The organism is Paenibacillus zeirhizosphaerae (assembly GCF_030705605.1).
Classification (GTDB): domain Bacteria; phylum Bacillota; class Bacilli; order Paenibacillales; family Paenibacillaceae; genus Paenibacillus; species Paenibacillus zeirhizosphaerae.
On the sequence record NZ_JAPCKK010000031.1, the window covers coordinates 293483 to 306119 of the forward strand.

The 12637-nt window shown below is 45.8% G+C and carries 16 protein-coding genes and 2 pseudogenes; 11 read left to right on the top strand and 7 right to left on the bottom strand.

Annotated elements, in window-relative coordinates; genetic code table 11:
- The first annotated feature begins 175 nt into the window (after positions 1-175).
- Complete coding sequence (locus OIN60_RS20530) at positions 176-460, top strand: hypothetical protein (protein ID WP_305756724.1); 285 nt, start codon at positions 176-178, stop codon at positions 458-460.
- 467 nt (positions 461-927) lie between these two features.
- A pseudogene (locus OIN60_RS22770) lies at positions 928-1194 on the top strand (glycosyltransferase family 2 protein); the annotation flags it as partial.
- Positions 1195-1197: 3 nt separating this feature from the next.
- Here the strand turns inward: OIN60_RS22770 and OIN60_RS22775 are convergent.
- Genes OIN60_RS22775 through OIN60_RS20550 form a run of 4 tightly spaced genes read right to left on the bottom strand, consistent with a single transcriptional unit; the run spans position 1198 to position 2476 of the window.
- Positions 1198-1542 (bottom strand): UCP019853 family protein, encoded by a 345-nt coding sequence (locus tag OIN60_RS22775; RefSeq protein ID WP_503122968.1) that lies wholly within the window; start codon positions 1540-1542, stop codon positions 1198-1200.
- A 5-nt stretch (positions 1543-1547) separates the two neighbouring features.
- On the bottom strand, positions 1548-1898 hold the full coding sequence (locus OIN60_RS20540) for an Imm3 family immunity protein (protein ID WP_305756770.1): 351 nt from the start codon (positions 1896-1898) through the stop codon (positions 1548-1550).
- A 21-nt stretch (positions 1899-1919) separates the two neighbouring features.
- Positions 1920-2141 (bottom strand): deaminase domain-containing protein, encoded by a 222-nt coding sequence (locus OIN60_RS20545; protein WP_305756771.1) that lies wholly within the window; start codon positions 2139-2141, stop codon positions 1920-1922.
- Complete coding sequence (locus tag OIN60_RS20550; protein WP_305756726.1) at positions 2138-2476, bottom strand: hypothetical protein; 339 nt, start codon at positions 2474-2476, stop codon at positions 2138-2140. The genes OIN60_RS20545 and OIN60_RS20550 overlap by 4 nt, the downstream gene beginning before the upstream one ends.
- Positions 2477-2647: 171 nt before the next feature.
- Between OIN60_RS20550 and OIN60_RS20555 the strand changes: the two genes are divergently transcribed.
- From OIN60_RS20555 to OIN60_RS20565, 3 genes are all read left to right on the top strand, one after another.
- A complete protein-coding gene (locus tag OIN60_RS20555) occupies positions 2648-3688 on the top strand; it encodes a collagen-like triple helix repeat-containing protein (protein ID WP_370872563.1) in 1041 nt (346 codons plus the stop codon).
- 32 nt (positions 3689-3720) lie between these two features.
- On the top strand, positions 3721-5277 hold the full coding sequence (locus OIN60_RS20560) for a recombinase family protein (RefSeq protein WP_305756727.1): 1557 nt from the start codon (positions 3721-3723) through the stop codon (positions 5275-5277).
- Positions 5278-5354: 77 nt separating this feature from the next.
- The gene (locus tag OIN60_RS20565; protein ID WP_305756728.1) at positions 5355-5780 is read left to right on the top strand and encodes a hypothetical protein; all 426 of its coding nucleotides are present in this window, start codon (positions 5355-5357) and stop codon (positions 5778-5780) included.
- 350 nt (positions 5781-6130) lie between these two features.
- On the opposite strand, the gene OIN60_RS20570 is transcribed toward OIN60_RS20565, so the two are convergent.
- Positions 6131-6577, bottom strand: a complete 447-nt coding sequence (locus OIN60_RS20570) for a HEPN domain-containing protein (RefSeq protein WP_305756729.1) — start codon at positions 6575-6577, stop codon at positions 6131-6133.
- A 147-nt stretch (positions 6578-6724) separates the two neighbouring features.
- Between OIN60_RS20570 and OIN60_RS20575 the strand changes: the two genes are divergently transcribed.
- The gene (locus tag OIN60_RS20575; RefSeq protein ID WP_305756730.1) at positions 6725-7084 is read left to right on the top strand and encodes a helix-turn-helix domain-containing protein; all 360 of its coding nucleotides are present in this window, start codon (positions 6725-6727) and stop codon (positions 7082-7084) included.
- Between the two features lie 60 nt (positions 7085-7144).
- Here the strand turns inward: OIN60_RS20575 and OIN60_RS20580 are convergent, their stop codons facing one another.
- The gene (locus OIN60_RS20580; RefSeq protein ID WP_305756731.1) at positions 7145-7510 is read right to left on the bottom strand and encodes a MerR family transcriptional regulator; all 366 of its coding nucleotides are present in this window, start codon (positions 7508-7510) and stop codon (positions 7145-7147) included.
- 113 nt (positions 7511-7623) lie between these two features.
- Here OIN60_RS20580 and OIN60_RS20585 point away from each other — a divergent pair, with 113 nt between their 5' ends.
- Positions 7624-8274 carry a nitroreductase family protein gene (locus OIN60_RS20585; RefSeq protein ID WP_305756732.1) on the top strand — a complete coding sequence of 217 codons (651 nt, stop codon included), beginning with the start codon at positions 7624-7626 and terminating at the stop codon, positions 8272-8274.
- Between the two features lie 72 nt (positions 8275-8346).
- Here OIN60_RS20585 and OIN60_RS20590 read toward each other — a convergent pair whose 3' ends face one another.
- Positions 8347-8673 (bottom strand): hypothetical protein, encoded by a 327-nt coding sequence (locus OIN60_RS20590; protein WP_305756733.1) that lies wholly within the window; start codon positions 8671-8673, stop codon positions 8347-8349.
- A gap of 14 nt (positions 8674-8687) precedes the next feature.
- Between OIN60_RS20590 and OIN60_RS20595 the strand changes: the two are divergent.
- From OIN60_RS20595 to OIN60_RS20610, 4 genes and pseudogenes are all read left to right on the top strand, one after another.
- Positions 8688-8906: pseudogene (locus tag OIN60_RS20595) on the top strand (IS630 family transposase); the annotation flags it as partial.
- 2038 nt (positions 8907-10944) lie between these two features.
- Entirely contained in the window at positions 10945-11310 is a 366-nt protein-coding gene (locus OIN60_RS20600; RefSeq protein ID WP_305756734.1) for a helix-turn-helix domain-containing protein, read from the top strand.
- Between the two features lie 16 nt (positions 11311-11326).
- Entirely contained in the window at positions 11327-12127 is an 801-nt protein-coding gene (locus tag OIN60_RS20605) for a hypothetical protein (protein ID WP_305756735.1), read from the top strand.
- Positions 12128-12139: 12 nt separating this feature from the next.
- Entirely contained in the window at positions 12140-12589 is a 450-nt protein-coding gene (locus OIN60_RS20610; protein ID WP_305756736.1) for a hypothetical protein, read from the top strand.
- Positions 12590-12637: the final 48 nt, after the last annotated feature.

Below are 12637 nucleotides of genomic sequence, written 5' to 3' on the forward strand. Positions count from 1 at the left end.
AGCGACTGGAGAGACGGGTGCAACAGGAGTGACAGGCGCTACAGGACCAAGTGTAACGGGTAACTTTCTGTTTACTACTGGGGCGTCTTTATCTACTACTGCGCTTACGGTATTCCCACTTGCAACTATTATTAATAGTGCTGGTACAGGGATTACACTAAATCCAGACGGTACGATGAGTCTCGCTCCGAATCAGTCGTATTATGCAGATTTTCAGATGGATGCCCGAATTCAACCGGGTAGTAGTGCTGGAGCAAATTTCACCTTTAATGGCACGCCAGTGATCGGTACGGGAACTGGCGTTAGTAACACCGGTTCAGCCGTTGCTGTAAGTGGTATGTCAGGAAATGCAATCGTCACAACGGGGGCAACAGGCGGCACGTTGTCGGTAAATGTCACATCCAGTCCTCAAGCTTCTCTGTTTAGTAGCCCGGCAGTCAGTGTATACAAAATAGCTTAACCTGAATCGTATTAGCTTCAATCGGGGCGAGAAAACCTTATGGTAAATCAACTTTGCTACCCTTCAAACGTCAGCCAACGCTTGGAGGGTGGCATTCTTTTCTTTGTAACCCCATAGGTAACCACCTCGTCACAGCAGTCAACTCGCTCTCTCAGCATAAACGTATCGACGAGGCCTGTTGTTCAGTTCAGCCCGTCCGACTTTTGCTTCGCAAGGCGAATAATGCATAAATCGGACTAACCCTAATGGTGCTAGGGTTGGTGGTTCCGAGTCTAACCCATTACAACGCAGGTAGCCCAGCATCGGTCCTAATCGAACTCACGAATGAGGGCAATCCATATTGCCACCCTTCAGACGGTTATGCACCTCTGAAGGGTCGGCCTTTTCCGTTTTAGCGGGATCATCATCCAAAATGTTGTGAATGGAGGGTGGGGGGGATGAAGAAACCAAGTATCTCTTTATGCATGATGGTTAGGAATGAAGAAGAGGTTCTGCCGAGATGCCTGCGCAGTGTAATGCATGTGGCAGATGAAATCATTGTTGTGGATACGGGCTCTGCGGATGGTACGGTGGCGGTTGCGAAGAGCCTCGGAGCCAAAGTGATACAGATGCCCTGGAAGGACAACTTTGCGGCTGCCCGCAACCGGGGTCTCGAGGAAGCGACCGGGGACTGGATTATATGGCTGGATGCCGATGAAGTATTGGATCGGGGTGAAGCGGATCAACTGAAAGAGTTGCTAAGCCGGGATATTGTTCTCCTGATGTATCTTATACTCTTCCGAGCCCACTTGCTTAACCATAAATTCATCAAGTATGGTCACATCGAGTTCAATCGGATAGACCTCTCCAACAACGAGTTCAAACGGGCATTCATTTGCAAACGCTACAATTTGAATTCCGTCAATTTCAAGCGCAACCTCTTCTTCAATTATGGGGCTCATCTTAATAACTTTTGCCGTGTACTGAATATTCGTATTGAATTTTAGTACCACCGTGAAGCTGCTCCCTTCTCTGAGATTCTCCAAATTCAAATGGGAGATAAATAGAAAGCAGTGACTGTTTTTACATGGAGTGGTGGGCATATATCTCAACTAATAATCTCAATACTTGGCAACTTGGTTTTAACCGATTGAATACGCTCACTTAAGTCCATAGCATCATCCAAACTTAGCTCACTAACAAATTTATCAATATCAAAAGTCTCAACAATACTGCCAATTTCCTCATAAACTCGCGTGGATAGTACTCCTCTATCCATTTGTAGAAGAGCTAAATTAATGTAAAAGATGGTCTTCTCGGTTTCTCCCTCTTCAATTACATTAGCAAATTCATACAAACATCGTCCTCCTGCCTGCAGAGCATTTAACCCATCTTTAATTGAATTATTGAAGACCTCATCAACATGTTCTACTAACTCGTTATACTCCCAATCTTGTATGTTTTTTCTCCTCTCATCTGCCTATTTCACAATTTTCCCATCGTTTGTAAGTACGTTCACTTTAATGTTGGGGTATTCTCTTCTAAAATCCATTATTACATCAGAACAACTTCGGCAAGTAAGACGCTCTGTGAACAGATTGATTGTTCCTTTAGCATTTTTGTTACCTCCAAGTTGAGATGCAATATCATTCAAAATTTTGTACTCCGTATCATAGTCCCTTAAGTGCCAAAATACCCTTATTTTTCCAACTCACTGGGTAACTGAGACCGTATCTCTTTAACACGATCTAAAATGGCTGGCAAATCTCTAAGTTCTTCCGTCCCTTTAGAGACTTTCTCGTCCAGCTTATCCTGCCCGCCGCTAACAGTGTATCTTTCCCCGTCGCCCAACTTCCCCTTGATACCTATTCTTCGGCCAAGGATGTGCATCGCAAGAGTTGAAGCCGCTGTTCCAGCGTAAGAAGCTGCCCCCTGCTCCTCGAATTGTTGTTTTTCCGTCTCTATATATTCTTTGGTCTGCTCTCTGGCTCCGCCCGTGCCCCATAGATAGTTCCAGCCGAAAGTGGCACCGTTCACTATGCCCTCCACCGGTGCCAAACTTTCCAATCAAGTGTAGCCGATCCAGGGATAACCCTTGTTCCCGTCTACCTATTTATCGAAGAACAAGATGAAAACAGACGTTAGCTTAACACTATTGAATGAGTGGAGGAATATAGTGGACTATCAAAACCGAAAGGAGAGATATCATTGTCTCAATCTAACCTGCCAAATATTACCCCAACCTTTACTTTAACAAGGGATGAGGCCATATCGCTAATCATTTCTTCCATTGCCATGGAAGAACTTGGACTTAGTCATATTCTAAATGCCGAAGGGGAAAAGCTGCAATATGTACTGGGGACGCTGCCCGGTGTAACTGCACCGATCGCCACGATCAGTGATCTGCTGGCTGTTAACGAAAGCGTTCGGAAGACACTGCAAGAAACGGTAAAGAAGAACTGGGTACTCAGCGACAAATTGGAAACGGCCGTAAACGCCAACAACCTTCAGGGTCCAACCGGTCCGGCAGGACCAACCGGCCCATCAGGAGGGCCACCAGGACCCGCAGGAGCCACAGGTGCTACAGGTGCGGCGGGTGCAGCAGGAGCTACGGGTGCCACAGGAGTAGGAGTGACCGGAGCTACAGGTGCAACAGGTGTAGCAGGAGCTACGGGTGCCACTGGAGTAGGCGTCACCGGAGCCACGGGAGCGACTGGCGATCCAGGCGCAACTGGAGCTACAGGACCAAGCGGACCGTCCGGCCCAACTGGAGTAGGCGTCACCGGCGCAACTGGAGTATCGGGTGCCACCGGCGCGACTGGAGTATCGGGTGCCACCGGCGCGACTGGAGTATCGGGTGCCACCGGCGCGACTGGAGCCACGGGAGCCACAGGTGCCACTGGCCCGACAGGTAACACCGGAGCTACGGGAGCCACTGGAGCTACGGGTGCCACGGGAGCTACAGGTGCCACTGGAGCCACAGGTGCCACTGGCCCGACAGGTAACACCGGAGCTACAGGAGCCACTGGAGCTACAGGAGCCACGGGAGCTACAGGAGCTACGGGAGCTACAGGTGCCACGGGTGCCACTGGAGCCACGGGAGCTACGGGTGCCACTGGAGCTACGGGTGCCACGGGAGCTACAGGTGCCACGGGTGCCACGGGTGCCACCGGGGCCACCGGAGCTACGGGTGCCACCGGGGCGACGGGTGCAACAGGTCCAACGTCATTTTTTATTGCATGTCTGTAACGTCCTACATAGAAGACAAGGAGGCCGTATCAATGAACGAAATGACTGGGATGTTCGGCGCAACCTACCTGCGTATTTCACGAGATAAAGGAGAGAACGAAGACACGCTGCAGAACCATCGCGAGCTTATGCAAGCATTCTGCCGCGAGAATGGCTACACCTGTGAGGTCTACGAGGAGATTGTCAGCGGGGGCAAGCATGACCTGGAATCACGCCCCGAGCTGCAGAAGCTCATCGACCATATTGAACGGTATCAAGCTATTTTTGCCGTGTCTCTGGATCGCCTATCACGGAATGGGCTGGTATCGCAGCAGATTAAGCAGCTTTGCATCGATCATGATATTCAGATCATTACACCTTCCCAGTCATTCGACCTATCTAATTCGCAAGAGGATCGGCTGCTGTATGATGTAAGCTCGTTATTCGCAACCTTGGAGTATGAGATGATCGGGCGCAGAAACAAGGTCAATAAAATCCAGCGCGCCAAACGGGGAGAGTATGTGGGCGGCAAGCCTGCTTACGGATATCGGCGGAACCCGGATACCAAGAAGCTGGAAATTCATGAGCCTGAGGCAGAGGTGGTACGGTATATTTTCAAGCTGCATCGAGAGGGCTTTGGCCGTCGTAAGATTGTGGATATTCTGAACCGTGAAGGCTACAAGCCGCAGCAGTCGAATGCCTTCCGGCCCCCAACGATCAAGCGGATCATCCAGAACCCCGTGTATAAAGGAACTGTTGTGTTCCAGGATCGTAAGCGCATTAAGGAAAATGGGGAGTACAGATACAAGGTGCTCGATACGATCACGATAGATCACGCCCATCCTGCGATCATACCGCCGGAAGAGTGGGAGCAAGCCAATGTGGAGCGTATGGAACGACAGGTACAGAACATCACCATCCGCGAGAAGCCAGCTAACAAGACGGGAACCACGATGCTCAAGGACCTCCTGTTCTGCGGCGCATGTGGCAAGAAGCTGGTGATCCGCAAGGAGAAGCACGGTGTATATACGATCAAGCCTTGCGATAGTCTATTACCTGACTGCACGGCGAAATGTTATAACCGGGGAATCAAGCTGGAGTTTCTGGAAGCAGAAGTGCTGCTGAAGCTTCAGGCCCACAAGCAGCGGCTCACAGCTCATCTTGAGCTTCGGGAGCAGCAGGAGATGGCAAGAATCTCTGTAGATCTTCAAAGACATCTGTCTCTGGTTGACACGCAGCTTCGGGATAACGAGTGGCAGTATTCGAACCTGATCGAGATGGGCATGGCCAAAGTCTTCTCACACGAAGAGCTTAGGATCAAGAAAGAAGGTCTGCTGGAACAACGCCAGAAGCTGCTGGCAACCCGAGAGAAGGTACAACAGCGAATCAGGGACATCGATGCCATCCCCCCTGGGGACCGTCTGACGTACATGATCCGACTGCTGGAGGAGTTCCAATACCAGCCAGCAGAGGAGCAGAACGAGACCTTGAAGCAGTTCATTAAGCGTATCCACTACATGAGGACCATGCCGGAGGAAATCCGCAAGCTGTCCACCAAGAATAGAGAACGTCAAGCACATCCCTTCAGCTATACGATTGAATATTTCTAAGCTCCGCTTATCTCAGACGTCAAATAAACAGATATGACACTCCAACAGGTGCAACCGGCGTCACGGGAGCTACAGGAGTGACTGGTATTACAGGTCCAACTGGCCCGACGGTGACGGCGAATAATTTGATGGGTATTACATCTGGAGCTGGAAATGTGGGATTAGCTGCCGGTCAAATCATTCCAGTTCCGACGATCACGGAGCAAAATGGGACGGCCATCACACCGGGCCCAGGTGGGACCTTCAATCTGGCTGCGAATCAGACGTATTATGTGGATTACAGGACGAATGCCAATTCACCAGGCACTGTAGCTGCTGCCTTGACTCTTAATGGAGCTGGTATAGCAGGAACTAATGCCGTAGCTACGAGTAATACTATAACGCAGGTTCTAGCAGGAAGTGCCATTTTTACAACTGCAGTAGCAAGTAACCTAGCGTTGATAAGTGGTACTGCTGCTTCTAACTTTGGATCAACATCTGTAACCATCATTAAGCTGGCTTAACTTGGTTCATATCGCTGCCTTACGGGCAGTGGTGATTCCCGGTTAACCCCCCGAATTCTAGAGTCTAGGTCACTTAACTTAGCGATTGCTTTTACTCATGACGTTGCAGGCATTCCGCCTCCAACGGGCTGTTTTCAAGTGCCGTTATTTGGAGATTTTACCACTGCCGTTCACAAAGGAGGTAATGCTCTGAAACGTCGCCCTGATCCTCCGATATGCTAGAGGATATGGAAGAATATGTTTTAGCTTCTATAAATCCTGACCACCCTTCAGTCGTGAATACGGCCTGAAGGGTGGTCATCCATGTTTCGGGACGTTTCAGTAAATCTGTTCCATGAAGTGTTTCAGTTTCAAAAAATAGTGCAATAAACTTCTGCGGGATCATCCATAATTCGGGGTGACAACAGGCACAGAATCTCGTCGGTTCTTCTCAGCAGCCGTTTGATGTCTTTCTTCTTCATTTTTGAAATTCGTTCTCTCTCCAATTGGGAAGTGAGATACTGAATGGTGCCTATGAAGATGACGACATCCAGTGCAGGATCAGCTTCGGTATGTAGCAGGTACAGTAGCTCCTCCATGGAAAAAGTGCTTGGCGGTGATAGCGTGTTGTTCTCTTGTATGTATAAAGCCTTAAGCATAGAGGTAAGAGCGCGGTCGCAGAGAATTACAACGGGGTCAAGCTGGTTTCTATCCAGAAAGATTAGTGCAAGTTTCAAATGATAATGGGCAGCGTTATGGAAATATAATATTTCCGGATGTACATACTGCATATTTGCAATACGAATATCTTCTCCCAATAGTAACCCCTCCAAATAAGATCATTAACATCAATATTATACATCGAAATAATATTTATAGATATAAATTTTGTAAATGTACGATTCAATCTCTCATGTTTACTAATTTCAAAGTTGTCTACACTTTTGTTGTGAGGGGTGTGGATTATGCAAGATAAGGAAATATTAAACCTGGTTGGTGCTCAGATAAGATCTCTACGCAAAGAAAGAGGTTTATCCCAAGAAGCTCTTGGCGAAAAAGGCGGGTTTCACTTTACATATATCGGCCAAATTGAACGTGGTGAGAAGAATGTTGCTTTACTGAACCTTGCGAAGATTGCAGATGCTTTAGATGTAAATGTATCACAACTATTCGCATATGTTCATGAAGAAATTGAACTGACTGAAACAGAATTAGACATACAAGAAATTATAAGCATGCTGAGGAAATCGAATCCCGACAAAGTCCGCTTAGCCAAAAATATTGTAAGGGAAATTGCAGACAGTGGATCAAATAAAATGAAATAGAAGAAGCGCTGGTTTTTACACCAGTGCTTTTTTCGTGTAGCTCTTTATTCAGCGTTTAAATTAATATTTCCCGAACCCATCCTCACACGTAATATCCGATTCAAGAACATCGTAAAGATTCCGTTTGGAATCCTCTAATTTTTTTTGAGCGTCTTCAATTTCCGATATTTTTTCTTTAATAATGCGTGTTTGTTCCTCTTTGGATATTCCATTTTTTGAGATCATCGATTTTATATCATGAATTGAAAAACCAACAGCCAGACAATTCTTAACAACATCTAGATGACGAATAATTTCTACAGTATAATCCCGATAATTATTCTGTTCTCTCCGTATATACTCATCCGTGATAAGGCCCATTTTCTCATAGTAACGGATCGTCGATATAGGAAGGTCAACTATTTTTGCTACTTCACTAATCTTCATGTGAATCACCTCTTTTTTCACTCTTGCTATAAAGTATACTTCATAGTTTACAGTTATCATAGTGCTGGAATGCACGCATTACAATTGACAAATAGATGAGGAGAGAAAACAATATGAACACGATCACCAACAAATTCCACAAAACAAACGATTTCAATGAAATCGTCCTGGAGCGCCGCTCCGTTAAAGTCTATGATCCTGAAGTGAAAATCAGCCGGGAGGAAATGACCGAAATATTGGCGGAGGCTTCCCGTGCCCCTTCTGCCATTAACCTGCAGCCGTGGCGATTCCTTGTGATCGACAGCGCTGAAGGCAAAGAAAAGCTTGCACCGCTGGCTTCCTTCAACCAGACGCAAGCTTTGACTTCCTCGGCTGTCATTGCGGTATTTTACGATGCCAACAACATTGAATATATGGACGAAATTTTTGGTAAAGCAGTGGAGCTTGGATACATGCCACAGGACGTCATGGATACGCAAGTGCAACAAGTGAAACCTTATTATGCGAATATGGCCGCATCCGACCTGCGTGACATCAACTTGATTGATTCGAGTCTCGTTGCAATGCAACTGATGCTTGTTGCCCGTGCCCACGGATATGACACCAACCCGATGGCCGGTTATGCGAAGGACCAGATCGCTGAAGCTTTTGGCCTTGATAAAGACCGGTTCCAACCCGTCATGCTGATCTCGATAGGAAAAGCAGCCAAAGAGGGCTATCCTTCCTACCGTCTGCCGGTTGAAACGACTACAACTTGGGCATAATCAGTCTTCCTCCTACATTCGTAGGGGGATTTTTTATGGTTTCTGACCAAAATATTCCTTTTGAAACCAATGTCACAATAAACGGCTAATCACCATTTTATTTGTAAAAATTACAGGTGGAATAAGAAAGTGCATCCCGACAGGTTTAACGGGGGTCACGGGCGTGACCGGACCGACGGTGACGCAGAATAACCTATTTGCTGTGGCTACTGCCGTACCCAATACCCAACGCAAATAGCCTCTGCTGCGAGCCGTGCCCATAGTCCCCGGATCATTTTCATCTGTTACCGGGCAAAACAGCCCTTCTGCTGTAGATTCAGCCAACACAATAATTTTTAGCACCACACAAGTCAGCGACTTAACTCTTGTTAATATGTTGGTAGGAATTTGAGCAGACATTCTTGAATAATTAACCCAAGCATGGAAGTTGGCTCAACATCGCGGAGATTGAACTTAGCGTCATGACCCGCCAGTGTTTAGGCCGTCGCTTTCCTTCTATCGACGAATTAGCCGGGGAACTGACTGCCTGGGAACGAGGTCGCAACGCAAGCCAAAAGGGAGTCGATTGGCAGTTTACTACCTCGGACGCTCGAATCCAATTAAAACGCCTTTATCCACAATTTAAAGACTGATGCTGTACTAGTGCGCTGGATGACAGACGGTGAGATTAAACGTATGTATTTGGGGAAAGGAGAAAAAAGAGCCCGATTATACTCGGACTCCTTTATGATCAGATCTACGTTCAGTACGATAAATATGCTGTTGAGCACGATATGTTGCCTCACGTACTGCTTCCGCTCCATGTTTCTCATTCATTTTGCTCCGGCCTTGCCTCATAGCAGAACCAATTGTTTCTCTCGACAAGTTAGCGGGGACTGCGACTACTCCTTGAAAAGGATCCCTTGAATTGCGCATTTGTATCATCTCCGATTCCCAAGATATCACTATATCCTACACGCTGCAACTTGTAGATCGTCATGTCCGATTTTTCAGGGATCTGTATGTATTTGCGCCAAGGAAACCATCCACGGCCCAATTTCACTACATCTGTTGCAGTACATTCAGTGATGATCCCAGGAAATTCGTTACCCAATGGATCGATCAATCTCCACATATAGTATCACCTCACATGGACAAATAATACACGAAACACTATGCTGCAGGAAGACATATTTCTACAACAGATGGCCCATTTCGCATCCAGGAATTTTGCCACAGGTTGTCCGTAGGAAGAGACATCCTGCAATATGCATCGTCCAACATCGACAGAAGTGATGGCGCGCCAACCAACGGGGGTGGGCTGGCACGGGGGGCTATTTTATGCGCAACCCTACACCCTACTTTGGCACATGGGCCTGTGGAACAGCTGAACTATTACATAAATTCGCATTAACCTGATATCGTGCAGCTGAGCGAGTCGGGCAAAAAAGAGAAAACTAATGCGCTGGATGGCTTCTTGACTACTCATTTTTTTGGCACGTACAAGGGTATACTATTGATTATTTTCACTTATATGAAGGCATGAAGGTCAAAAGTAAGGATGATTCCTCTTTTTCTTCGACTACATCATAGTTTCCACATCTTAACTATTTTAAATCTGATGCTGTACTCGTTTGTCGTCGCGTCACTATCATTACTCCACCAGGATCTGAAGCACAAATTGATGCAGAGATGAGAAAGATTCGCCAACAATACCGTGATCGCCTTGGCGTAGAAGAATATAATCGTCGGATGAAAGCAGCCAATGAAGAATTTGAACGGATAACCGGTTTGAAAGTTCGTTCGTAAGATGACCTCTGAATTCGTCCAGGGGTAAACTCCTGACCACCCTTCAGTCATGAATACGGGCCTGAAAGGTGGTCATTCATGTTTCTGAACGTTTTCAAAAAATAGTGCAATAAGCTTCTGCTGGATCATCCATAATTCGGGGTGACAACAGGCACAGAATCTCGTCGGTTCTTCTCAGCAGCCGGTTGATGTCTTTCTTCTTCATTTTTGAAATTCGGTCTCTCTCCAATTGGGAAGTGAGATACTGAATGGTGCCTATGAAAATAACAACATCCAGTGCAGGATCAGCTTCGGTATGCAGCAGGTACAGCCTCCATGGAAAAATAGCTTGGCGGGGAAGGCGTGTTGTTCTCTTGTATGTATAAAGCCTTGAGCATGGAGGTAAGAGCGCGGTCGCATAGAATTACAACGGGGTTAAGCTGGTTTCTATCCAGAAAGATTAGTGCAAGTTTCAAATGATAATGGGCAGCGTTATGGAAATATAATATTTCCGGGTGTACATACTGCATTTTTGCAATATGAATATCTTCTCCCAATAGTAACCCCTCCAAATAAGATCATTAACATCAATATTACGAGACAAAATACGGGTTGACTTCGATGTGTCCGCGAGACGCCTGACATCGATTCTGACGCAATAATACTCGTCATAAGGTAAATATGAAACGGCTCCCTGGGAAAGCTAAGGGAGCCGTTTTTGTGCGTCTGACAAGAAACAATTGGCTATGTAGGTTTAAACCGAAGAAAATCTGTCTAATGGACGTTTGAGTTATAAAATATTCGGCGACACTTATAATAATTTTTACAGATTGTAAAAATTTCTTTTACATCTTGGCTAATTCTTATATAATGAGAGCATAAAAACGAAAAGAGGTGGCTATAATGATGATCAACTTTTTTGACCACCGGACGCAAATTGCAGAGAACATCAAGGCTTTTATGAGGTTCAAAGGTTACACCAAGCTTTCACTGTCTAAATTAACAGGTATATCGAGACCAACCATCGATCTAATCCTGAAAGCAGAAAGCCCAAACCCCACTATCTATAATAACCAAATTGCCACGATCAATCAAAGCTTTGAATTGCCGGAGGACTATTTCTTGGAGAGTCGTATAACGATCACCCCTCCTGAACCTGTTTATGCGTACTCCGACCACGGTATTGGTGAAGCAAGAAGCGAACGAGCACAGCATTTGTTAGATGGGCTGGACAACATCTTGGATATCTATGCCCTTTACCTTAAATAAGAAAGGGTGATACCGATTGAGAATCACAAGTTCAAACTTGGATGAAACTATTGAGCGAAATGCCCAAATTCGCAATGAAGTCAAAGCCCATATTTCGTTTATCGAAAAACGTCTAATCAAATGGCGATCCTTCCCTATTGAGCAACAAGCATTTGAGATCCTAAAGGAACATCAACTGATTGAGATCCCTATTCCTGACCTCAATTGGGGAGGAGCCATTCGTAAATTTCCAAATGGTCACAATGTCCCTATTATTAATACTGCCCAACCTCGCGTCTATCAATACTTTATCTATTGGCATGAAATCTATCACCTTACCGAAAGTGAAGAGTTAAAACTTCATGGAAACGATTATGACATTTCGGTTGAATTCGATTTAACCGAGCGTAAGGCTGACTACTTTGCAAGCCAAATGATCTTCGGTGACGGCGATTTGTATGATTACTTTCACAGCTTGGAATATGAGGACTTCTTCGTTAAAATTGCTCATTGCATGAAGTCCTATAAGGCTCCTTATAAAGCTGTCCTTATTCAGCTCTATCAGCTTGCCAAAAAGAATCAGAATCAGGCTCTTCAAGAACTGGTTAAGTCTCATTTCGATAAGCAATTGACGACTCAAACATGGGAAAGTCTATTCCAAGAATACTCTTTGGACGATACGCTGATCAAACCTTCGTATGTCACGAATTTGAATGCGATCAAAGGACCCATTAAGGAAGAGATCAAACAACATTCCGACGTGGAGTTATTCGCAGAGAACCTCCGAGTTGTCGAAGGATGGGAGAAAGAATTTAAGCATGAATTAAATAAATCGTAAAGGAGCGTTTCGATGGCTAACTACGAAGCACTAGAGGACAAGCTTCGAAACGCAACAGAAACGAAAGTCTTGATTCTCGACTCAGGCAAGCTTCAATTCCTTTACCTCCTCCTTTCTCACTATCCAACACAGATTCACAACATCGCTATTGCTACTGGTGATTTCGGACTCATTAATATTAGAGATAACTTGGAGAAGCACACAAATAATTCAAAATTAAATCTCAACATCAGCGTTCCGGTAAACATTTCGTTCTTGAGCAAGGATGTAACGATGTTCCAAGCCGTAAAGCGTGGAAGCTTACAGGTTGATGACATTCCACGTTTACGACCAAACGATAGCTCTGCCATATACCTCGAACTATTCGAGGACGGTACGAGCGTCCCTCGTAAGCTTAAGCTTGACACCACGAAGTTTGTTGATATATGCAGGCATCATCATCGTTACATAATGATTTACTAGGCGGAGCATGTCCCGCTCCGCTATTTTTACGCCCATCGTATTAACGAT

Excerpts from the sequence above, each read along its gene's own strand:
- OIN60_RS22775 (WP_503122968.1), bottom strand. The coding sequence starts at position 1,542 with ATGCCCACCACTCCATGTAAAAACAGTCACTGCTTTCTATTTATCTCC.
- OIN60_RS20600 (WP_305756734.1), top strand. The coding sequence starts at position 10,945 with ATGATGATCAACTTTTTTGACCACCGGACGCAAATTGCAGAGAACATC.
- OIN60_RS20590 (WP_305756733.1), bottom strand. The coding sequence starts at position 8,673 with ATGTCTGCTCAAATTCCTACCAACATATTAACAAGAGTTAAGTCGCTG.
- OIN60_RS20585 (WP_305756732.1), top strand. The coding sequence starts at position 7,624 with ATGAACACGATCACCAACAAATTCCACAAAACAAACGATTTCAATGAA.
- OIN60_RS20610 (WP_305756736.1), top strand. The coding sequence starts at position 12,140 with ATGGCTAACTACGAAGCACTAGAGGACAAGCTTCGAAACGCAACAGAA.
- OIN60_RS20530 (WP_305756724.1), top strand. The coding sequence starts at position 176 with ATGAGTCTCGCTCCGAATCAGTCGTATTATGCAGATTTTCAGATGGAT.
- OIN60_RS20580 (WP_305756731.1), bottom strand. The coding sequence starts at position 7,510 with ATGAAGATTAGTGAAGTAGCAAAAATAGTTGACCTTCCTATATCGACG.
- OIN60_RS20560 (WP_305756727.1), top strand. The coding sequence starts at position 3,721 with ATGAACGAAATGACTGGGATGTTCGGCGCAACCTACCTGCGTATTTCA.
- OIN60_RS20575 (WP_305756730.1), top strand. The coding sequence starts at position 6,725 with ATGCAAGATAAGGAAATATTAAACCTGGTTGGTGCTCAGATAAGATCT.